The following is a 22663-nucleotide window of genomic DNA, read 5'->3' as shown; positions in this document are numbered from 1 at the left end:
TTTAGAATATTGAGTACTCTAACTGGCATGTATTTTAATGTTTTGTTAATTATAATGATTTGATATATATCTATTTTTATATTAAATATGAGCTGAATTTAACAGTCATTAATGTTGAATAATAACATAAACGCACAAAATTGGTGCATAAAAACAACAATTGGCTCTTTGCTTCTTAAGAAAAATGGCTCTCGTTTCTTGAGTGCCAAAACGACAAATTAAGCTTATATAGAAGTATGCATACGGAAACGTCAGATTTGCCCACTCCATCCTTTGTTTTTAGGCATTGGGCAGATTCAACAAAAATTAGGAATATTGATGACCTAGGGTAAACCGACTTTGGGACAGCTATATTTCTATCATGTTAAGGAAAATTGTATGGCTGGACATCAAACGTCAGGAGCCAACGGCTCTCAAGGCTTACATAACGGGCTTAAATCTCGCCATTTGACCATGATTTCTATTGCGGGTGTCATTGGTGGTTCTTTATTTGTCGGTTCAGGCAGTATTATTTATAACACTGGACCTGTGGTTTTTCTCACTTATGCTTTAGGTGGCTTATTGGTTTGGTTCATCATGCGTATGCTTGGTGAAATGGCCGTTTTAAACCCTGATAGTGGTTCTTTTTCAACTTATGCTGACCGTGCCATTGGGCGTTGGGCAGGTTTTTCGATTGGTTGGTTATATTGGTGTACGCTCGCCATGCTCATGGGCTGGGAAGCTTATGTTGCAGGTAAAATTTTAAATAACTGGTTTCCATTTATCCCCATCTGGGCCTATATGGTGGTCGTGATTGTTGCTTTGGTTGCGGTCAATTTACAAAATGTGAAGAATTACGGTGAATTCGAATTTTGGTTTGCCCTGATCAAAGTCATCGCGATTGTGATTTTCCTTGTGCTGGGTAGTTTAGCGATTATGCACTTGTGGCCGTGGGGTAATCCTGCTGCATCGGGTATCAGTAATTTGACTTCACAAGGCTTTATGCCAAATGGGGCATCCTCGGTCATTACCGCCTTACTGGGGGTAATGTTTGCCTATATTGGGGCTGAGATTGTAACCGTAGCCGCAGCAGAATCGGCGAATCCTTCTAAAGAAATTCGTAAGGCTTCTAACTCAGTCGTTTGGCGTATTATTTTGTTCTATGTGGGTTCAATGTTTGTGGCAGTGTGTTTGATTCCGCACAACAATGAACTTTTGAAAGATTCGACTTGGGGTACCTATAGTGTGACCCTGACTGCACTAGGCATTCCTGGCGCACGTCATATTGTCAACTTTGTCGTACTGACTTCGGTTTGTAGCTGCTTTAACTCGGCATTGTATACCTGTTCACGTATGTTGTTCTCTTTAGGAAAACGTGGTGATGCACCGAAGAGTTTTGGTACCGTGAACCGTCATGGTAGTCCGGCTGTCGGCGTGATTGTGTCTTGTTTCTTCTCTGTAATTGCGGTGATTTTAACAGCAAGCAAGAGTATGGATGTTTATGATGTTTTCATGTTAACCACGGGTGCAGCGACATTATATGTGTACTTGGCGATTGCCTATTCGCAATTGCGTATGCGTAAAAAGCTTGAAGCAGAAGGGGTTCAAATCGACTTTAAAATGTGGATGTTCCCTTATGTGACTTATGGTGTGATCATCGCGATTATTGGGGCAATTCTGACCATGTTGATTGAAGGCACCTATTTCAAAGAAGTGATCTACACCACCGTGTTGTTTGGTACGATTGTGTTCTTTGGCGTATTGTCGGAAAAACTAGGTTGGGGCAAAGAGCGTAGAGCATCGCATTTAGCGCACAACAAACAAGAAAAGCTGGTTTAATCTCCATCTATCTGTATTGAAAAAAAGAGTCTCCACGAGGAGACTCTTTTTTATACAATGTATAAATCAATTCACAGTGGGCACACCCGCTTCACGCAGACATTGCAATAACACGCCAAAGGACATCACCATATCGCGCTCATTCACACAGGCAAAACCCATTAGCAGGCCACGCTGTGCGCGTGCATGTGAGTGCATATAGTATTGCGACAATGGACGAACTTTAATGCCACGTTCTAAGGCTGTGGAAGCAATGGCAACATCATCGCACTGTTCAGGCAGTCTCATGACCAAATGTAGCCCTGAATCATGACTGTATTCGTGTACAAATTCGGGACCTAAGTAGCGATGAATTAAGTCGACCAGATAAGCACGACGCTTACCATATAGCAGGCGCATGCGTCGAATATGTGCTTCATAATGTCCTTCACGAATAAACACCGCTAAGGCTTTTTGTTCAAGCAAATGCCCACCGCGATACAATTCTGCTGCCAAAATCCTTAACGGTGAAAAGAGTGAACGAGGTACCACCAAGTAGCCAATACGTAGTGCAGGATAAATGGTTTTACTGAATGTCCCCATGTAAATGACGGGAGCATCGGACTCCAAACCTTGCAGCGATGGGTAAGGGTGTCCCGAGAAGCGGAATTCACTGTCATAGTCATCTTCCACAATCCAGCTATTATTTTGTTTGGCAATACTCAAGAGCTGCTTGCGTCGTTCTAGGCTCAGATGCGAGCCTAATGGGTATTGATGTGACGGCGTCACAAAAATCAGTTTGGGTGGTTTTTCTGGATTTTGTTCTGGAATAATTCCGTCAGCATCTACAGGCATGGGATGAATGTCTAGGCCATTAATACGCAAAGTGTTGCGCATTCCCCAATAGGCCGGATCTTCAATCCAAACTTGATCGCCAATATCACATAGGGCACGAGAGACCAGATCAATGGCTTGATGAATCCCTTCGGTAATAATAATTTGGTCGGTATCGCATTGAACTGAACGGGCGACACGTAAGTAATCGGCCAGTGCGCTACGTAGTTCTATGCAGCCGCCAGCATTGCTGTAAATTAATTGTTCAATATTGGGTTCACGGTTTAAACGTGCTTGAATTCGACTAAAAATATGATGCGGAAATTCAGTCACATCCGGTGCACCAGGGACAAAAGCCCCCCATTGATGTGGAGATGCTGCGGCATGTCCCATCACTTGTGTGCCACGTTGTGATAAAGATGCATTTTTTTTGGCTTTGGCAATTCCTTCAACTTTCTTGCCATGAATGGTATTTAAAAATACTTCGGGTAAATGTTCCGCAACCCAAGTGCCGTGACCCGTACGCGCTTCCAAATAGCCTTCGGCTTGCAGTTGCTCATAAGCAGACAACACGGTATTGCGCGACACCTTGACTTCATTGGCCAAATCACGAGATGCAGGTAAGCGCGTTTTAGGCTGAATGACACCGTCGGTAATCGCACCTCTCAAGCAACGGAATAGGCGCTGATGCAGCTTACCCTCTGTATCTTGCTGGAGACGTTGTAATAAATGATCACCTAACAAACTGCGCAATTGGCTCTCTCCTACAGTTAAAAAGTGGCTCTGGTCAGTTGACCCAAGAAGCGCGAAATTACAGTCATAGGCAGTCATTGTAAAGCATCCTGAAATTAGGCGAACGGATGCATAGACCAAAGCTGTAATTGACGATGAAAAAATGAGGAAACAATAATGGATGCTAATCATTCTGCACTCAATGCGCGTAAACAGCAAGCAACCCCACGCGGCGTAGGCGTGATGTGTCAGTGGTATGCAGAAAAAGCAGAAAATGCCACAATTTGGGATAAAGATGGCAACGAATACATCGACTTTGCTGGCGGTATTGCGGTATTGAATACAGGTCACCGTCATCCAAAAGTGATTGCGGCTGTGACTGAACAGTTAACCAAATTCACCCACACGGCTTACCAAGTAACACCATACGAAAGCTATGTATCTTTGGCTGAGCGTATCAATGAGCGCGCACCAATTGCGGGTCAAGCAAAAACTGCATTCTTCACGACAGGTGCAGAAGCGGTTGAAAATGCGGTAAAAATCGCACGTTCTTATACAGGCCGTCACGGCATTATTACTTTTGGTAACGGGTTCCACGGTCGTTCATTCATGACTATGGCAATGACAGGTAAAACTGCACCGTACAAACGCGATTTTGGTGTAATGCCGGGTGGCGTATTCCATGCGCGTTATCCAGTGGCGTCTAAAGGTATTTCTGTTGATGCAGCCATTGAAAGTGTTGAAAATATTTTCAGTGAAGATGTATCTGCACATGACGTAGCAGCTATCGTGCTTGAGCCAGTACAAGGTGAAGGCGGTTTTAACGTTGTTCCTGCTGAATTCTTAAAGCGTTTACGTGCGATTTGTGATCAACACGGTATTTTGTTGATTGCTGATGAAGTTCAAACTGGTTTTGCGCGTACAGGTAAATTGTTCGCAATGGATCATTACGAAACTAAAGCTGACCTGATCACTATGGCGAAAAGCCTTGGTGGTGGTTTCCCAATTTCAGGTGTAGTGGGTCGTATCGACGTTATGGATGCACCAAACCCAGGCGGTTTAGGTGGTACTTACGCAGGTAACCCAATTGCAGTTGCAGCAGCACATGCAGTGATTGATGCCATTGAAGAAGAAAAGCTGTGTGAACGTGCCAATGTTTTAGGTGCAGAATTAGTCACTGCGTTGAAGCAAATTCAAGCTGAAACGACCATCGTGAATGATATTCGTGCATTAGGTTCTATGGTTGCTGTTGAAGTAGAAAATGCAGAGATCGCCAAAGCTGTACAAACTTTTGCAATGCAGAAAGGTTTGTTGTTGTTAACTTGTGGTAAAAATGGCAACGTGATTCGTTTCTTATATCCACTGACCATTCCAACAGAACAATTCCGTCAAGCTTTAGACATTTTAAAACAAGGTTTTGATTCTTTAGCATTGCCAGCAACTGTTGGGGCGCAAACTGCGGAGCAATCAGCATGATTCAACAAGGATTGCAATATTTATTAGCACATCCTGATATTGCCCTTGAAGCGCCTGCTTCAAGCGGCTTTATTGAAGTTCAAGATGCAGCGACGGGTGAAAGTCTGGCATGGGTAAAAACCTATGACCAAGCGGGCGTCGAAGCAGCCATTACTCGTTCTGAACAAGCACAAGCACTTTGGAAAAAGCAAACTGCTTTACATCGTGCCGACATCTTGTGGGCGTGGTATGAATTGATGCTCGAGCATAAGGAAAACTTGGCGCAGTTGTTAACGGCGGAACAAGGTAAACCTTTGCTTGAAGCACGTGGTGAAATTGCCTATGCAGCCTCGTTTATTCGTTGGTTTGCAGAACAAGCGCGTCGTATTGATGGTGCGATTCTTCCCCCAACGCAAGCACATCAGCGTTTGGTGGTGATCAAGCAAGCGATTGGTGTGACTGCGGCCATTACGCCGTGGAACTTCCCCGCAGCGATGATTACCCGTAAAGCAGCACCTGCACTTGCAGCGGGTTGTTCAATGTTGGTGAAACCGGCGGAACAAACCCCGTTATCGGCTTATGCATTAGAAGTGTTGGCCTTGCAAGCCGGTTTGCCACAAGACCTTTTGTTGAACATTACGGGTGATGCGGTTGAAGTGGGTCAAACATTGTGTAACAGCGATGTGGTGCGCAAACTGAGCTTCACAGGTTCGACGCCAGTGGGTCGTATTTTGATGCAGCAATGTGCACCAACCATCAAAAAACTCTCTTTAGAGTTGGGTGGTAATGCGCCTGTGATCATATTTGATGATGCAAATCTTGATCAAGCCGTTCAAGGCGTGATGATGAGCAAATTCCGTAACAGTGGTCAAACTTGTGTGTGTGCCAACCGTATCTATGTGCAAGCAGGCATTTATGATGCCCTTTGCGAGCGCCTAGTAGCTGAAGTTGCGAAATTAAAAGTGGGTGATGGTCGTGTCGAAGGCTCGACTCAAGGTCCATTGATTGATGCAAAAGCCGTGGCTAAAGTGCAGTCGCATATTGATGATGCTCAAGCGAAAGGTGCGAAAGTACTGATCGGTGGTCAATTACATGCCTTAGGTAAAACCTTCTTTGAACCAACGGTTCTGCGTGATGTAACGCAAGACATGCGCGTTGCGAAAGAAGAAACCTTTGGTCCATTGGCACCTTTATTCCGCTTTGAAACTGAAGCTGAAGCGATTGCACTGGCAAATGACACTGAGTTTGGCTTAGCCAGCTATATCTTTACCCAAAGTGCTGCACGTCAATGGCGTGTGGGCGAAGCGTTAGAATATGGCATGGTGGGTGTAAACACAGGCGCGATTTCGAATGAAGTTGCTCCGTTTGGTGGTGTGAAACAGTCAGGTTTAGGCCGTGAAGGTTCAGAGTGGGGCATCGAAGAGTACTTAGAAATGAAGTACATGTGTATCGATGTGACCGACACTTCAGCATAATTTTTGCTGTGGGTTAAAAATGCTGGTGATGGCTTCGGCGGTCACCAGCATTTTTATTTGCATCGGATAAAATCATTAAAAAGAGGAAGAACATCTAAATTTTAAATCTATAAAACCGATTAAAATAATAAAAAACTACTGTTTTACCTATATGAGAAAATTTCTTATCCTTGGTTTCACGTTAAGCAAATACTGTAACCAATACTGAGGAAAAGCACATGAGTTTAATCAATACTGAAGTCAAACCCTTCAACGCAACGGCTTATAAAAATGGTGAATTTGTTCAAGTGTCTGAACAGAATTTTTATGGCAAATGGTCGGTTGTGTTTTTCTATCCTGCCGATTTTACTTTTGTGTGTCCAACCGAATTAGGCGATTTAGCCGATCATTATGCTGAATTTCAAAAGATGGGTGTGGAGCTTTATTCCGTATCGACCGATACCCATTTCACGCATAAAGCATGGCATGACAGTTCGGAAGAAATTAAGAAAATTCAATATTCTATGATTGGCGATCCGACTTGGGTCTTGGCGAAAAACTTTGAAGTGCTGATTGAAGCAGACGGTTTGGCAGATCGTGGCACATTTGTAATTGACCCTGAAGGGAAAATCCAAATTATTGAAATTAATGCGGGTGGGGTGGGTCGTGATGCACAGGAGTTGTTGCGTAAGGTTAAAGCAGCCCAGTATGTGCATGCACATCCGGGTGAAGTGTGCCCTGCAAAATGGAAAGAAGGTGATGCGACTTTGGCACCATCGATTGACCTGATTGGTAAAATCTAAACCGAAAGCAGTTTGAATTTAAAAAATCCAGAACTTCGGTTCTGGGTTTTTTTTAAATTCTAAGATGATTCAAGTCAAATTGAGCTTGCCGCTTAAGGTCTATTGAGAGCGATGGGATGATCAATCGGGGACAGATAGCCAGGTTGCTCCTGTGCCAATGCGCGCAAACCTGTCATCAGCACCTGAATTAATTTTTCTACAACCAGACGTTGTCCTTTACGAGAAGCATAAACCAATTGCACCGTGCCAAGGTTAGAACACCACTCAGGTAAAATATGAATCAGTTTGCCTGAAGCAAGGTCTTGCTCAACGGTTAAATAGGGCAGATCTGCAATGCCTAAACCATCCAGTGCGGCAAAATAAACCCCTGCCAAGTCATTACATTTCAGGCGTGGCTGTAAGGGTATTTCAATGCTTTCATTACGACCCCGATGATGTAAATGCCAAGCATACTGACTCTTTTGTGTCCCCAGTACAACGCTTGGATAATCACCAAGTTCGGTAATTAGCTGAATGTCATGATCTTTTAATAGAGAGGGGCTGGCGACCAAGCAATGTGTGGTTTGCATCACATCACGTACAACAATGTTGGCATCCTCGTTGGCGGCAAAGTTGGTCCGTAGCGCAAGATCAATATCATCATGTAAAACATCGACTCGACGGCTGGTTAATTCGAGTTCCACTTCAACTCGTGGGTAATCTTTCAGAAATTGGCTGAGTAGATGGCGGACTTGGTATTGCAACATCACGGAGGGACAACTGATTTTGACCAAACCTTGTGGTTCATTTTTCTGTTGAAGCAGGACATTTTCAGCACATTCGACTTGTGCAATCACTTTGCAGCATTCTTCATAAAACGCTTGTCCCAACGCGGTCACTTTAAAATGTCGAGTCGAACGCTGAATGAGGGTGATGTTAAATTGGTGCTCTAACTCAAGAATCCGTCGACTGAGTTTCGATTTGGTAATTTGACTGGCTTCGCTGGCTGCACTGAATCCACCATGCTTGACCACTAAATAAAAATAATAGTAGTCATCAAATGAACGCATTTGCCACCTCTGTTTGTCATGTGATGTGAAGTTTAAAGCGCATTACAGCATGGATGTCATGCTGCAATGCATTGTGTTTTGCCTTATTTTTGCCCTGTATTTTGATTATAGCTATTTATGAGATTACGGTAATCTGGAATATGGTTAGAGAAGAGCGTGCCCAAGCCTTCAATATCATTTCGCCAGTCACGATGCAGTTCACACGCCATACCAAACCAAGTCATGAGTTGCGCACCAGCTTGTGACATGCGTTCCCATGCGGCATCGCGGGTCAAGGCATTGAACGTACCTGAAGCATCGGTAATGACAAACACTTCAAAATCTTCTTCCAGTGCGGATAGCGCTGGAAAAGCCACACAGACCTCGGTTACGACACCTGCAATAATCAGTTGCTTTTTACCTGTGGCTTTAATGGCTTTGACAAAGTCTTCGTTGTCCCAAGCATTAATTTGTCCCGGGCGGGCAATATACGGTGCATCGGGGAACATTGCTTTTAACTCTGGAACCAGAGGACCGTTTGGCCCATTTTCAAAACTGGTGGTTAGAATCGTGGGCAAATTAAAATATTGGGCGGCATCGGCCAAAGCCAGTACATTATTTTTGAATTTATCGAGATCGATGTCACGCACCAAGGACAACAGTCCAGTTTGATGATCGACCAGCAACACGGCAGCATTATTTTTATCTAAGCGAGTATACGGTTTACCCATTTTCTTATTCCTTGAGTGGACAGACAGCGAAGTCAGCCATGCGCATTGTGATCCTCAGAGCATGGTTGCGTTGTTGTTATATTAATCAGAGACTCGATTGAGCTTAAAGGATGATCTTGGGAAAGATTGTCTTATTTCTGAGATAGTTTTGTTGTTGCACTCAACCCGTAAATAAAAATATATCAATTCAATATTTTGGGATGATTGTTGTAAAAATAGGATGGTGTATCGCATAAGCTCACTATGTCCTGCACTTTAAAATGCTTAACATGGCAGCATGTTAAATCCTAGAGATAGGAGTTTTGAAATGAAAAAAATTACTGGCGTGTATCGTAACCAAAATATGCATTGGGTGGGGGATGGTTTCCCTGTTAGAAATCTATTTTCTTATGACCGTCTAGGACAAGCGATTAGCCCATTTTTGTTGTTGGATTATGCCGCGCCATATCCATTTACAGCCACTAAAGAACAGCATGGTGTAGGTTCACATCCGCACCGTGGTTTTGAAACGGTGACCATTGCCTACCAAGGTGCCGTGACACATAAAGATTCTAGTGGCGGTGGTGGCACCATCCAAACCGGTGATGTGCAGTGGATGACTGCAGGTTCAGGTTTGGTGCATGAAGAATTTCACTCGACGGAGTTTGCTGCGCAAGGTGGTCTGTTTGAAATGGTACAGTTGTGGGTGAATTTACCCGCAGCCGATAAAATGACGGCACCACAATATCAGGCCATTCAAGCCCAAGAGATTCCTGTGATTCACTTTGAAGATGAAGCTGGGTATTTACGTGTGATTGCGGGTGCTTATGCAGAGCAGCAAGGCGCGGCTTCGACCTTTAGTCCAGTCAATGTCTGGGATGGCATGCTGAAAGCGGAGCATCGCCAAGAGGTATTTGTGCCAGTCGATCACAATACCTTGGTGGTGGTGCTACAAGGCGAGATGCTGCTGAACGGCCATCAAAAAGTGTTGGATAACTCGATTGTGTTATTTGCCCATGATGCTGAACCACAGATTCAGTTGGAAGCGCTTACTGCTGATGCGAAATTCTTAATTTTGACTGGCAAACCGTTGAATGAGCCAATTCAGGGTTATGGACCGTTTGTGATGAATACCAAACAGGAAATCATTCAGGCTTTTGAAGATTTCAATCAAGGGAAATTTGGTGAGATTCCAGTTCAGGAACATCATCGCTAAGCCATTTAGCCAATCTAAATCCTGTACATTGTAGAAAAAAAGAAGGAGCCTCGAGGTGATTCGGGGCTTTTTGCGCTTTAAGCTTTGTTGTGGATGACACAGATGGTATCAATTAGATTTGCATAGTGTCATATTGGGGTTAGTGTGATGGAGTTGTTGTTTTTATGCGGTGTATGATACTCACCTTTGGCTTGCTTGTAAAATTGAAAGTGAAAGATGAATATATATAACGAACTAATTTTAAAAAGAAAATAAAAAATATATGCTTTGGAAAATAACTTTGTGTGAAAAGTGAGCATGCACTAAGTCATCGATTTGGCGGGCTAAAATTAAATTGTTAACGAATTTTAAAAGCATGGATTCTGGCATTTTTTAATAGTCTGTTTTGTGGCCCTGTGGTACATAATTTCCTTAATGTGTAACTGACGGATAATAACTTTGGATATAGCAGTTATTGGTAGTGGCATGGCTGGGCTGGCTACGGCGAGAATTCTTAAAGATGCTGGACATAACATTACAATTTTTGAAGCCTTACCAGGCCGTGGAATGGATAGTCACAGTACTGAATTTGAAGGCGGTCTGATTGATGCACCTTTGCGTGTCATGAATCCACACTTGTGGAAAAACACCTTAAGTTTAGCAACGTATTTAGGTATTCAAACTTACCCAGTACGAACCTATATGGCATGTAGCTGGTTATTTGAAGATAAAACCGAAACATGGCTCACCACCACACGTACCCGTATTGGTAATTTCCCAATTATCAATAACCGTAAAGGCATCAAACAATATGGTTGGCGCTTGGTCAAAGGTATGTTGCAGTTAAAAACCGCGATTTCTCAATTTTTTAAATCTGAGAATCAAGAGATTACCTTGGCTGAATTCATTAATCAGAATGATATTGAAGAAGTCTTCTGGCATGGTGCGGTAATGCCAGTGTTATACACCATTTGTACTTGTAACCCGAAAACCATTGGTGACTGGCCTGCAAAACCGTTGTTGACCTTCTTACGTCAACTCACCGATGGTGATGCCTTGTTACGTATGCAGGGCGGTACGCCAGCCTTGGTGGATAAGCTCATTCAAGGCATTGAAATCCACAGTGGTTCAGCGATTAACCATGTGAAAGAGCAAGGCGATAAAGTGCTGGTAGAAAATTCCGCTGGCGAAAGTTATCAATTTGACCGTGTGGTGATTGCAACCCCGACCAATAAAATTGATACCTTCCTTGATCAAGCGCAATTTAAAGACGATATTGATTTATTGAAACAATTTAAGTTTGAACAAGGTCAATTGGTCATTCATACCGACACGTCTGTCATGCCACCGAAGCGTAAAGACTGGGCAGTGTTGAGTTATATGATGGACCGCAAATTTACCCGTCAGCAATTCACGGTCTGGTTAAACGCAGTTGAGCCAAGCCTCGTGGGTAAAAATCCTGTGTTCCAAACTTGGCGTCCTGTGACTGAAATTGATCCGAAAAAGATCATTTCCAGTGTAACGTTAACCCGTGCGGTGGTGAACTCGGAAACCGTGGCCTTGAATAAACAGTTGCAAGAACGTCATAAGCAACCTAATCGCAAAGTATTCTACTGCGGTTCTTGGTCATGTGATGGCTTACCAATCTTGGAATCGGCAGTGACCTCTGCCATGAATATTGCTGAGATTTTTGGTGCACCATTGCCGTTCGTCGGCTTAAAGCCTAAAGTAGAGGTTGCTCCGCAACTCGGCTACTAAGTTCATGAAATGGCTCCAACAGCTTCGCACAGAGGTTTCCCAACATAAATATGCCATCAATGCAAAATTATTAGGGGACAGCAGCGAACTGGCTTGGAGCAATTTGGGGTATTGGTCTGAAATACATCAGACCTATCCCGAAGCTTGCCGTGCCCTTGCCGATCATTTGGCCCACAGTGTGCAATTAACCGCGTCTGATCATCTTTTAGATTTGGGCTGTGGACAGGGGGCAAGCCTGTTGCATTGGCAACAACAGTATCAGGTACAACATATTGAAGCGGTTGAATTACAACCCAAATGTGTACAACAAATTCAAACAGCAATACCCAAGCTGCAAGCCATTCATTGCCAATCTTTTTTAAATTTAAAACAAATTTCCTTTCAGCAAGCTTTTGATGTGGTGCTGTGTCTCGATGCGGCTTATCACAGTGCTTTGAATTCATTTTTAAATTCAGTTGCGCCCGTTTTAAATTCAAAAGGGCATTTGGGATTTCATTGCTTAATTTTAAGCCCAAAGTTTTTGAATTTAAATGCCGTGGAAAAAATGCAGTTGGCCTTGTTGCTTAAAGCTGCCGATGTGAATTTAAAAGACTTGCTTGATGAAATTGCTGTACAGCAACAGTTGGCGCAAGCGGGTTTTGAACAGATTCAAATTGAGGATTGTTCTGAAGCTGTATTGGGTGGCTTTGCCCGATATGTTCAGCAGCAGACAGAAATGCCACATGCAGTCGCGCCATATACAGCTTTTGATTTGATGAAGATTCAGTTGACGGCAAAATTGTGTCGGCATTTATTTGAGCAGGGTGTAGTGCGGTATGTGCAAGTGACCGCACAGAAGAAATAAAAAATGCAGGTCTAAAAACAACAAAAGCCCACTAATAAATAGTGAGCTTAAGTGAATGGTGCCGGCACACGGATTCGAACTGTGGACCTACTGATTACAAGTCAGTTGCTCTACCAACTGAGCTATGCCGGCATCTTGTGCTGTGCATTTTACATTAAGTTGTTTTGAATGCAAGCCAAAAAATGAACGATTGAATGCTCAGCGTTATGCGTTGAATACAAGTTTCGATTGATTGGCTATTTTTGTATAAAAAGAAAGCTATTTTAGACGGTAAATCCAAGTGTTAATACATTCACCTGTCTCGATTAAGGTGGCTTGTACTGGGCTACGGACATAACCTTCACCTTCAAATTCATCGAGAATTGCCCAATGTCGGGCTAAATTTTCCGAGAAAAACACAAAGCCTTGTACAGCAGAAGCATTTTCATTGAGTATAAGACCCGGAAAGCCTAAGTCTGCGCCCCAACCTTTGGCATGTAATTCACCATGGACATAGGCTGTTGCCCATGTCCCACCCATATTTTCTAAAATATGCGCATTGGGGCGGCTTGGTCCAAGCGTGCCATAAACAAATAAGCTCAACATGATAAAAAGATGTTCCTTGATCGATTTGGAAAGTTAAGTACGGTGCAGAGGGGAAACTTTAATGAGGTTGAGTCCAATACCTGCAAGTACCAAGAGCAGCGCCAAGAGCACAACGCCTAACCATCCTGCATGTAACCAAAACCATCCTCCTGCTGAACCGATGATGCTCGAACCGAGATAGTAAAACAGTAAATATAACGAAGTCGCATGTCCTTTGTTGTCCTGGGCTGTAGCACCGACTAAACCACTACAGAGGGCGTGGGCAATAAAGAAACCCGTGGTAATGAATGCCACACCGATAATGATGATCCAGAGATTCTGCGCCAAGGTGCAGGCAATGCCTAATCCCATAACCACAAAGCCCAGAATTATCATACTTTGTCGGCCATAGCGTTGTGCCAGACGAGCGGCCAATGATGAAGACAGCATGCCCAAACTATACGAGAGAAAAATTAGACTGATTTGAGTTTGACTCAAAGAATACGGCGCTGCATCGAGACGGAAAGTAATGTAGTTAAATAGGGTTACAAAGATACTGGTCAACACAAAGCCCAACGCATAGAGACGCAGTAATGAACGATTGCGGAGATGAGCGCACCATGCTTGCACATGGAAATTTAAATTTAGCCCTTTTTTTATGACAAAATGACGAGAAGGTGGCAGTAGATATAAGAAACCACAGGCGCAGAGCAAACACAATAAACCCAGTAAGCCCAATGCCGTTTGCCAGTTGACCCATTCAATCAGCATGCCCATGCCGACCCGTCCCATCATGCCACCAAAAGCCGTTCCCGCAATATACAGCCCCATGGTTTGTGCCAAAGCTTTGGGGTCCATTTCTTCTGCAATCCATGCCATGGTCACGGCAGGAACCCCGCCGAGTACAAAGCCTTCCAAAGCCCGTGTGGCAAGAAAGGTGTACCAGTGGGGAATAAACATCGCCAAGATATTCAGTCCAGCCGCACAAGCCATGGACATGAAAATGACATTACGCCGACCTAAAGCTTGTGAAAAAGCACTGGAGAGTACAATCGAAATGGCTAAGAAAGCAGTGGTCAGGGACAATGCCAGTGCACTATTGGCAGGACTGACCGCAAAGGTTTGGGTAAACGCAGGCAGTAAAGGTTGAACACAATAAATCAGCGAGAAACTGGCAAATCCCACCAAAAACAGGGCCAGCCCTGCACGATAATATGTGCTCGTACCAGATTCAATCCATGATTCGGATAAAGGGGAGGCGGGGGCAAGTTCTGGACTTGAAGAAGCAGGGCTAAGCATCTGAATTTCCAACAGCCAAAGTGTTTGGCTTGCATGATCATTTACAGAATAAGCCTAGCAGTGCAATGGTTATCTTTCTAATATATTTAAGTCTATAGCAATATATGTTTTATATATGAATATTGAGCTGCGTCATATTCGCTATTTCTTAACCGTGGCAGAAGAAAAAAACTTTACCCGCGCAGCACAACGCTTGTGCATGAGTCAGCCGCCCTTGAGTATGCAAATCCGTGATCTGGAAGAGAGTATTGGTGCCGAGCTGTTCCTGCGAACCTCTCAAGGAGTCGTGTTGACCGAAGTTGGGCAAGCTTTTCTTACTGCGGTGGAACCTCTGCAACATCAATTGGACGATGCCATTCAGTTGGCACGCTATGTTTCTAATGGCGAGGTGGGACAGTTGCGTTTGGGTTTTACAGGTACCTCCATGTTGAACCCTTTAATTCCTGAGAGTATTCGGCGTTATCAGCAGCAGTATCCCAAAGTTGGGTTAAAACTGGAAGAAGCCAATTCCCTGAAATTAATTGACTATGTGCTGGAAGACCGCCTGGATGTTGCTATTATTCGCCCACCTCGCCAAATTCATAGCAGTTTAGCCATGCAACAGCTGTTGCATGAAGCATTAATTGCGGCGGTTTCTGTACGCCGTGATTTAGCGCAGGATGAGCAACCTTTACAGGTGACATGCTTACGTGAGCACGAAATGATTTTGTCCCCCCGTAGCGTCAGTGCAGGCTTATATGATGCGGTGACTGATGCTTGTCAGCAAGCAGGCTTTGAACCCAAAATGGGTCAGAGCGCCCCACAGATTGTCTCAATTTTATCTTTGGTGGCGGCGAATTTGGGGGTATCGATGGTGCCCGAATCTTCACAGCAATTACAAATTCAGGGTGTGGTGTATCGGCCTTTTGCCGAACCGGCCCCTACGGTCGGATTGGCGGTAATTTATAAACAGCATTTAGCCACTCAATTGGCGATTAATTTCGCCAGCATCTTGCAAATGATCTGCCATCAGGATGCTAAATATTCCGCAGAGTCGATCTAGAGTGCCAACCAGTCACGCAAATGCCGCTTAATCTGTGCTAAAAATGTTGAATTTAATTGGTATAAATCTAATTATTTCAGTGTGTTAGTTATTTTTTCTTGTGTGCTTTATCGGTTGAAGTTGCTATAATCCCTGCGCCTATCTGGGGGATAGTATTGTGTTAAATCGTGTGTTGGTCAGTTTTCTAAGCTTATTTTGGGGCGTATCTGCATGTGCGGAGTGGACTTACGTCAATGCCAATTATGACCGTTCACAATATATGTATATTGATTTTAATCGAGTGAAAGTGACGGATGTAAAAAGTAACGAAGTTGAGTACTGGGTGAAATATCTGATTAAAACGGATAAAGAAAAAGATGGTTTGGAACTGGGTGATTATTCCTTGGCCTTGTACCGCGTGGGTTGTGACAGCGAACAGTATAGGATTCGCTCATCGGCGAACTTTAAAAAAAATGGTTCCTTGATCAGTAGCCAAAATTATACCGCCAGTCAGACCCGAGCAATTATTCCCAATACTGCACTGGATTACACGGCAGAAATGGTCTGCCGTGTTTTGCCACAAAGTCAGAAAGTCGATCGTTTGGAACAGCTCACCCGCCGTATCGCGATGGGAGAATACTGATCAAGCAATCAGCTTCGCCAGTCTCAATCCATAAGAATGGATTGCTTGAGGTCAGCCTGTTTGCGCAGGTAATCCCAGACCAATTTAATCCGTGGCTCATGTTGTAGGTCGACAAAGGTCAGCATCCAAAAGGTATGCGTGAAGCGTACCTGCTCGGGCAGAACTTGTTCTAAGTCGGGCTGATCATGGGCCAAAAAATTCGGCAAAAGGGCCAATCCAGCCCCTGCATTGACCGCAATTTGCTGGGCCAAAATACTGCTGCTGCGAAAATTGGCGGTCAGAGGAATCGGCAGGCGTTCCAAGCAATACAGCTCCGAACTATAAATCAGATCCTCAATATAATTGACAAAACGATGGGTTGCTAAATCTTCCATGCGCTGTATAGGCGGATGCTGTGTCAGATAGCGCTTGCTGCCATAAATTTTTAAACAATAATCGGTCAGTCGGGTAATGATGTAGGGACCCGATTTAGGTCGGTCAATTGAAATCACAATATCCGCTTCACGATGTGACAGTTTGATCATCTTGGGGACGGGGATCAGGTCGATCGTGAGTAGTGGAAATTGCTGCGACAGTTCGGCCAATAAACGGGTCAAAAACGCTGTGCCAAAACCCTCCGGTGCACCAATTCGCACACGACCTTCAAGCGGCTGTTGCGGTGTTTGAATTTGCAAAAAAGCCTGTTCCATTTGCTCTACGCGCGGCACCAGTGCCATGCCATCAACGGTGAGTTCATATCCTGTGGCTTCACGTTTAAATAAGGGTATACCTAAAGCGACTTCTAAAGACTGTATCCGTCGTGCCACAGTGCTGTGTTCAACCCCAATAATCCGTGCTGCATTGGTCAGAGTTTTGGCACGTGCCAAGACCAAAAAAAATTGCAGATGATCCCAATCTACTTTCATTTTTTATTTTCCACATCCTGTGCAAAATTGCACAACTATCGTGCACCAATCGGCATTGGTGGTCAAAGTTTTCTTTGCTAGTCTGATTTGAAAATCACAAATTGAACATACGGTTTAAGTCGTAGGGTTCAGCAGCAACACAATAAAAATGAATGCCTATGGAGAGGTTATGAATACGGTTTCTAAAATCCAATTATCGACAGCTAAATTATTGATTAATGGTGAGTTTGTCGAGTCTAAAACCCAGCAATGGCAAGACATTGTTAATCCAGCAACGCAAGAAGTCATTGGTTTAGTGCCTTTTGCAACGCCTGAAGAAGTACAGGCCGCAATTGCTTCGGCAAAAGCGGCATTTGCCAGCTGGCGAGAAACCCCGATTCAAGCGCGTATGCGCATTATGCTGAAACTACAGCAACTGATTCGCGACAATGCCAAGAAAATTGCACAGGTACTCACTGCAGAACAGGGCAAAACCTTGGCGGATGCGGAAGGTGATATTCAGCGTGGTTTAGAAGTGGTGGAACATGCCTGTTCGATTGGCACGCTGCAAATGGGCGAATATACCGAAGGGGTGGCACGCGGGGTGGATACTTATACCTTGCAACAACCTCTAGGTGTCTGTGCAGGCATTACTCCATTTAACTTCCCTGCGATGATTCCTTTGTGGATGTTCCCCATGGCAATCGTCTGCGGCAATACCTTTGTTTTGAAGCCATCTGAACAAGATCCGCTCTCCACCATGATGTTGGTCGAGTTGGCAATCGAAGCCGGTATTCCCGCAGGCGTACTGAATGTGGTGCATGGCGGCAAAGATGTAGTCGATGCGCTGTGTACCCATCAAGACATCAAAGCCATTTCCTTTGTGGGTTCGACTGCTGTCGGCACACATGTCTATAACTTGGCGGGTCAACATGGCAAGCGCGTGCAATCGATGATGGGTGCGAAAAACCATGTGGTGGTGATGCCTGATGCCAATAAAGAACAAACCCTAAATGCCATGGTCGGTGCAGCCTTTGGTGCGGCAGGGCAACGTTGCATGGCGCTTTCAGTGGCAGTCATGGTCGGTGACAGTAAACACTGGATCAATGAATTGGTTGCAAAAGCCAAAACCTTAAGCGTGAATGCGGGGCATGAGCCGAATACGGACATTGGTCCTGTGATTTCACCGCGTGCCAAAGCCCGTGTGATTGATTTGATTAACAGTGGGGTAGAACAAGGTGCTGAATTACTACTGGATGGTCGCGATATTCAAGTCCAAGGCTATGAAAATGGCAACTTTGTCGGGGCAACGGTGTTTAGCAATGTCACCACGGATATGCGTATTTATAAAGAAGAAATTTTTGGCCCTGTACTGACCATTCTTTGTGTGGAGACGTTGGATGAAGCGATTGAACTGGTCAATGCCAATCCATTTGGGAATGGTGTGGGCTTATTTACCCAAAGTGGGGCAGTGGCACGGACTTTCCAAAACCGTATTGATATTGGTCAAGTGGGCATCAATATTCCAATTCCAGTCCCTGTGCCATTCTTTAGCTTTACAGGTTCGCGTGGCTCAAAGCTCGGTGACTTAGGCCCTTATGGTAAACAAGCAGTACAGTTCTATACGCAAACCAAAACCATTACCAGTCGTTGGTTTGAAGACAGTCAAGACGCAGGGGAAGTCAATACCACCATCAGTTTACGCTAAGGAGTAGCGAGATGAAGATAGCTTTCATTGGTTTAGGGAATATGGGCGGTTCGATGGCACAGAACCTGCTCAAAGCAGGGCAAACGGTGTTAGGTTATGACTTGAGTGAAAAAGCCTTACAACCGTTTGCTGAAAGTGGCGGGATTATTTGTGACAGCCCGCAAACGGCCGCTGAGCAGGCAGATGTGGTGATCAGCATGCTGCCCGCAGCCAAGCATGTGCACGAGGTGTATTTGGGTGAAACGGGAATTCTGGCGGTAATGCGTGCAGGTAGTCTCTGTATTGACTCGAGTACCATTGACCCACAAACCATTAAAGATGTTGCTGCTGAAGGCTTGAAGCATCAGGTTCAAGTCTGCGATGCGCCTGTTTCTGGTGGCACCATTGGTGCTAAAGCAGGCACCTTGACCTTTATGGTCGGCGCTGATGATGCGACTTATGAGCGCGTGCAGCCGATTTTAAGCTTTATGGGCAAAAACACCGTGCACTGTGGTGCGGTCGGTGCAGGGCAAATTGCGAAGATTTGCAATAACATGATTCTCGGCATTTCTATGGCGGCCGTGGCAGAAGGCATGGCTTTGGGTAGCCGATTGGGCATTGATACGCATGCATTGGCAGGCGTGATCAATAGCTCAAGTGGCCGTTGCTGGAGTTCGGAAATTTGTAATCCTTGGCCCGATATTAGCCCGAATGCACCCGCAGGTCGTGGTTATACCGACGGGTTTGCCTCGCAACTCATGCTCAAAGATTTAGGTTTGGCCATTGAAGCTGCAGGCCAAGTCAAGCAACCTGTATTACTCGGTGGTTTGGCCCAGCAGCTCTATCAACAATTGTGTTTACAAGGCAATGCGCATTTAGATTTTTCCAGCATTATCCAGCAATACTTACCCCGAGAAAATTGATTTTAAAAAATGAAAAGGGTGCAATGAATGCACCCGATAAAAAACCCTTGTCGTGAATAACAAAAAATGTGACTGAGGTGAAAGGATGACTTCAAATTATCAACAAGCGCAGCAAAGTTTTGATTTACAACAGGCTGCGCAACGGTTTCTATCAGGTTCAGTCGATGCGCTGAATGCGTGTTATGAGTGTTGTGATCGACATGCTTTTCCGGGGCGGATTGCTTTGTTTTGGCAAGCTAAAGATGGTCGTAAAGAGCAATATACCTTTCGAGAGTTACAACAACGCGCCAGCCAATTTGCCAACTTTTTAAAGTCACAAGGCGTGTCTAAAGGTGACCGCGTTTCTGGTTTATTGCCACGCACACCAGAGCTGATTATTACTATTTTAGCGACATGGCGGATTGGTGCGGTCTATCAACCTTTATTTACTGCGTTTGGCCCGAAAGCCATTGAGCACCGCTTACAGCTGGCACAAAGCAAACTGGTGGTGACCGATGTGGGCAATCGTGACAAATTGCACGACGTAGAGGATTGTCCTGCAATTGTGACAGTCACGGGAGCTAAAGGCACAGGGCTGTATCAAGGCGATTATAGTTTCTGGGCAGAGGTCAATCGCCAATCTGATCAGTGCGAATTGGAGATGATGAACATCCAAGATCCATTCTTGTTGATGTTCACATCAGGCACGACAGGCCCTGCCAAACCCTTACAAGTGCCGCTGAAAGCGCTGATTGCATTTGGTGGCTATATGCAAGATGCGATTGGTTTAAGAGCTGAAGATTCGTTTTGGAATATTGCCGATCCGGGTTGGGCGTATGGATTGTATTACGGCATTACTGGTCCGCTCTTATTGGGTCATCCGACCATTTTTTATGAAGGCGCGTTTACTGCCGACAGTCTATGCCAGATTGTAAATGACTATGGCGTGAATAACTTAGCGGGGGCACCCACGGCCTACCGCATGATGATGGCGGCGGATCCGAAGCAAATGGCGCAATTGTATGGCAAATTCCGTGTGGTCAGCAGTGCAGGTGAGCCATTGAATCCTGAAGTGTTTCGCTGGTTCAAGCAAGTATTAGATGCCCCGATCTTTGACCATTATGGCCAAACCGAAGTCGGGATGGTGGTGTGTAATCATCATGCACTGCAACATCAGGTTCGAGCAGGCTCGGCAGGTTTTGCCAGTCCCGGTTATCGTATCGTGGCACTAGATGAACAGGGTCAGGAGTTAGGTGCCGATAGCCCAGGAATTTTAGCGGTGGATATTAGCCAATCTCCGATGATGTGGTTTGGTGGTTATCAAGAAAGTCGTAAATCACCCTTTATTGGACATTATTATTTAACGGGTGATACCGCTGAAATACATGCCGATGGCAGCATGAGTTTTGTCGGACGCAGTGATGATGTGATTACCACGTCGGGCTATCGTGTGGGCCCATTCGATGTGGAAAGTGCCTTGTTGGAACATGATGCAGTGATTGAAGCTGCCGTGATTGGTGTGCCTGACCCTGAGCGCACCGAAGTGATTAAAGCTTTTGTGATTTTATCCGGTGAAAGTGCGGCCAGTGCTGAGCTTGAAAATGAACTGAGCCAATTTGTGAAGAAGCGCTTATCTGCTCATGCTTATCCGCGGTTGATTGAGTTTGTGACTGAACTTCCCAAAACCCCCAGTGGAAAAATTCAGCGCTTTTTACTGCGCAATCAGGAAATTGCCAAGCAACAAACCGCCACAACTGCTGCAAGCTAAGATATTGTAAGGAAAGAAATTATGCAATTTACTGAAGGACAAGCTCACATGCAGGATATGGTAAAAAGTTTTGATCACGACCAGATAAAACCGACGGCCAGTGAGTGGGATCGACAAGGTATGTTTTTTGAAGAACAACTTTTGATTCAGGACATGGCAAAGAGTTTTGCCCAAGAACAAATTAAACCCTATGCCAGTGAGTGGGATCGACAGGGGGCTTTCCCTGCGCAAGCTTTACAGCAAATGGGGCAATTGGGTTTTATGGGCATGTTGGTGCCTGAAGAATGGGGCGGTTCGGCAACAGGCAACTTGGCCTATGTACTGGCGCTAGAAGAAATTGCCGCTGCGGATGGTGCAACATCCGCCATTATGAGTGTGCATAATTCGGTGGGTTGCGTGCCGATTTTGAAATTTGGTACTGAAGAACAAAAGCAACAATTTCTGGTGCCTTTAGCCAAAGGGGAAATGATCGGGGCTTTTGCACTGACTGAACCACACACTGGTTCCGATGCCGCAGCCATTAAAACCCGTGCCGTGAAAGATGGCGACCATTACATCATCAATGGTGCCAAGCAATTTATTACTTCAGGGCACAATGCAGGCGTGATTATCGTGTTTGCCGTGACTGATCCGAGCGCTGGGAAAAAAGGTATGAGTGCCTTTTTAGTCCCGCGTAATACGCAGGGTTATGAAGTGATTCGGGTCGAAGAAAAGTTGGGTTTACATGCCTCTGACACTTGCCAAATTGCTTTGACCGATGTGCGCGTGCACAAAAGTATGTTGTTGGGCAAAGAAGGCGAAGGCTTAAAAATTGCCTTGTCTAATTTGGAAGGTGGGCGTATTGGGATTGCTGCTCAAGCCGTCGGATTGGCGCGTGCTGCTTTGGAGGAAGCCACCCGTTATGCCAAAGAGCGTGTAGCTTTCGGTAAACCCATCTTTGAACAGCAAGCAGTCTCATTCCGACTGGCCAGTATGGCGACAGAAATTGCCGCGGCACGTCAGTTGATGCATCAGGCAGCGCGTTTAAAAGAAGCGGGTCAGCCGTGTTTAACCGAAGCGTCGATGGCCAAGTTGTTTGCCTCTGAAATGACCGAGCGGGTCTGTTCAAATGCCTTACAAATCTTTGGCGGTTATGGCTATCTGAAAGATTTCCCGATAGAGCGAATTTATCGTGATGCTCGGATTTGTCAGATTTACGAAGGTACCAGCGATATTCAACGCTTGGTGATTGCCCGTAGTTTATAAACCCAATATCGAAAAAACTGACCCTTGCACATGTCACGGA

19 protein-coding genes and 1 tRNA gene are annotated in these 22663 nt (G+C 44.9%); 13 read left to right on the top strand and 7 right to left on the bottom strand.

The annotated features are described in order from the left end of the window. The first annotated feature begins 378 nt into the window (after window positions 1-378). On the top strand, window positions 379-1818 hold the full coding sequence (locus tag E0H94_RS06060) for an amino acid permease (protein ID WP_131325576.1): 1440 nt from the start codon (window positions 379-381) through the stop codon (window positions 1816-1818). A gap of 66 nt (window positions 1819-1884) precedes the next feature. On the opposite strand, the gene E0H94_RS06055 is transcribed toward E0H94_RS06060, so the two are convergent. Then, window positions 1885-3384 (bottom strand): PLP-dependent aminotransferase family protein, encoded by a 1500-nt coding sequence (locus tag E0H94_RS06055; protein WP_205679289.1) that lies wholly within the window; start codon window positions 3382-3384, stop codon window positions 1885-1887. A 156-nt stretch (window positions 3385-3540) separates the two neighbouring features. On the opposite strand from E0H94_RS06055, the gene gabT reads away from it, so the two are divergent. The 3 genes from gabT to ahpC all read left to right on the top strand — a co-directional run bounded on the left by gabT (window position 3541) and on the right by ahpC (window position 7075). Further along, window positions 3541-4839, top strand: coding sequence for a 4-aminobutyrate--2-oxoglutarate transaminase (gene gabT, locus E0H94_RS06050; protein ID WP_131325574.1), 1299 nt, complete (start codon window positions 3541-3543; stop codon window positions 4837-4839). Then, window positions 4836-6293: an NAD-dependent succinate-semialdehyde dehydrogenase gene (locus tag E0H94_RS06045; RefSeq protein WP_131325573.1), complete on the top strand. Its 1458-nt coding sequence runs from the start codon at window positions 4836-4838 to the stop codon at window positions 6291-6293. Before gabT ends, E0H94_RS06045 begins: the two co-directional genes overlap by 4 nt. Before the next feature lie 218 nt (window positions 6294-6511). Beyond that, a complete protein-coding gene (ahpC, locus tag E0H94_RS06040) occupies window positions 6512-7075 on the top strand; it encodes an alkyl hydroperoxide reductase subunit C (RefSeq protein WP_131325572.1) in 564 nt (187 codons plus the stop codon). Between the two features lie 92 nt (window positions 7076-7167). Here the strand turns inward: ahpC and E0H94_RS06035 are convergent, their stop codons facing one another. Together E0H94_RS06035 and ycaC are read right to left on the bottom strand one after the other, a co-directional pair. After that, window positions 7168-8124: a LysR substrate-binding domain-containing protein gene (locus E0H94_RS06035; RefSeq protein WP_131325571.1), complete on the bottom strand. Its 957-nt coding sequence runs from the start codon at window positions 8122-8124 to the stop codon at window positions 7168-7170. A gap of 83 nt (window positions 8125-8207) precedes the next feature. Then, the gene (gene ycaC, locus E0H94_RS06030; protein WP_131325570.1) at window positions 8208-8834 is read right to left on the bottom strand and encodes an isochorismate family cysteine hydrolase YcaC; all 627 of its coding nucleotides are present in this window, start codon (window positions 8832-8834) and stop codon (window positions 8208-8210) included. Between the two features lie 307 nt (window positions 8835-9141). Between ycaC and E0H94_RS06025 the strand changes: the two genes are divergently transcribed. The 3 genes from E0H94_RS06025 to E0H94_RS06015 all read left to right on the top strand — a co-directional run bounded on the left by E0H94_RS06025 (window position 9142) and on the right by E0H94_RS06015 (window position 12610). Then, on the top strand, window positions 9142-10029 hold the full coding sequence (locus tag E0H94_RS06025; protein WP_131325569.1) for a pirin family protein: 888 nt from the start codon (window positions 9142-9144) through the stop codon (window positions 10027-10029). A 438-nt stretch (window positions 10030-10467) separates the two neighbouring features. Further along, window positions 10468-11766: an FAD-dependent oxidoreductase gene (locus E0H94_RS06020; protein WP_131325568.1), complete on the top strand. Its 1299-nt coding sequence runs from the start codon at window positions 10468-10470 to the stop codon at window positions 11764-11766. Between the two features lie 4 nt (window positions 11767-11770). Further along, window positions 11771-12610, top strand: coding sequence for an SAM-dependent methyltransferase (locus E0H94_RS06015; RefSeq protein ID WP_131325567.1), 840 nt, complete (start codon window positions 11771-11773; stop codon window positions 12608-12610). Window positions 12611-12666: 56 nt separating this feature from the next. Here E0H94_RS06015 and E0H94_RS06010 read toward each other — a convergent pair. The 3 genes from E0H94_RS06010 to E0H94_RS06000 all read right to left on the bottom strand — a co-directional run bounded on the left by E0H94_RS06010 (window position 12667) and on the right by E0H94_RS06000 (window position 14473). Then, window positions 12667-12742: transfer RNA gene (locus tag E0H94_RS06010), tRNA-Thr, on the bottom strand. 126 nt (window positions 12743-12868) lie between these two features. Continuing rightward, a complete protein-coding gene (locus E0H94_RS06005) occupies window positions 12869-13195 on the bottom strand; it encodes a gamma-glutamylcyclotransferase (RefSeq protein WP_131325566.1) in 327 nt (108 codons plus the stop codon). A gap of 33 nt (window positions 13196-13228) precedes the next feature. Next, the gene (locus E0H94_RS06000) at window positions 13229-14473 is read right to left on the bottom strand and encodes an MFS transporter (RefSeq protein WP_131325565.1); all 1245 of its coding nucleotides are present in this window, start codon (window positions 14471-14473) and stop codon (window positions 13229-13231) included. Window positions 14474-14594: 121 nt separating this feature from the next. Here E0H94_RS06000 and E0H94_RS05995 point away from each other — a divergent pair, with 121 nt between their 5' ends. Both E0H94_RS05995 and E0H94_RS05990 read left to right on the top strand, forming a co-directional pair. Continuing rightward, window positions 14595-15515 carry a LysR family transcriptional regulator gene (locus E0H94_RS05995; RefSeq protein ID WP_131325638.1) on the top strand — a complete coding sequence of 307 codons (921 nt, stop codon included), beginning with the start codon at window positions 14595-14597 and terminating at the stop codon, window positions 15513-15515. Between the two features lie 157 nt (window positions 15516-15672). Beyond that, a complete protein-coding gene (locus E0H94_RS05990; RefSeq protein ID WP_131325564.1) occupies window positions 15673-16137 on the top strand; it encodes a surface-adhesin E family protein in 465 nt (154 codons plus the stop codon). Between the two features lie 23 nt (window positions 16138-16160). On the opposite strand, the gene E0H94_RS05985 is transcribed toward E0H94_RS05990, so the two are convergent. Beyond that, window positions 16161-17042: a LysR family transcriptional regulator gene (locus E0H94_RS05985; RefSeq protein WP_131325563.1), complete on the bottom strand. Its 882-nt coding sequence runs from the start codon at window positions 17040-17042 to the stop codon at window positions 16161-16163. A gap of 169 nt (window positions 17043-17211) precedes the next feature. Between E0H94_RS05985 and E0H94_RS05980 the strand changes: the two genes are divergently transcribed. From E0H94_RS05980 to E0H94_RS05965, 4 genes are all read left to right on the top strand, one after another. Continuing rightward, a complete protein-coding gene (locus E0H94_RS05980) occupies window positions 17212-18729 on the top strand; it encodes a CoA-acylating methylmalonate-semialdehyde dehydrogenase (protein WP_131325562.1) in 1518 nt (505 codons plus the stop codon). 11 nt (window positions 18730-18740) lie between these two features. Beyond that, window positions 18741-19631 carry a 3-hydroxyisobutyrate dehydrogenase gene (gene mmsB / locus E0H94_RS05975; protein ID WP_131325561.1) on the top strand — a complete coding sequence of 297 codons (891 nt, stop codon included), beginning with the start codon at window positions 18741-18743 and terminating at the stop codon, window positions 19629-19631. Window positions 19632-19716: 85 nt separating this feature from the next. Further along, complete coding sequence (locus E0H94_RS05970) at window positions 19717-21378, top strand: AMP-binding protein (protein ID WP_131325560.1); 1662 nt, start codon at window positions 19717-19719, stop codon at window positions 21376-21378. 120 nt (window positions 21379-21498) lie between these two features. Further along, window positions 21499-22623 (top strand): acyl-CoA dehydrogenase family protein, encoded by a 1125-nt coding sequence (locus tag E0H94_RS05965; RefSeq protein ID WP_131325637.1) that lies wholly within the window; start codon window positions 21499-21501, stop codon window positions 22621-22623. Window positions 22624-22663: the final 40 nt, after the last annotated feature.

This window comes from Acinetobacter sp. ANC 4173, assembly GCF_004331255.1.
Taxonomy (GTDB): Bacteria; Pseudomonadota; Gammaproteobacteria; order Pseudomonadales; family Moraxellaceae; genus Acinetobacter.
Note: the sequence above shows the minus strand (reverse complement) of the source record. Positions and strands in the feature narration are given on the sequence as shown.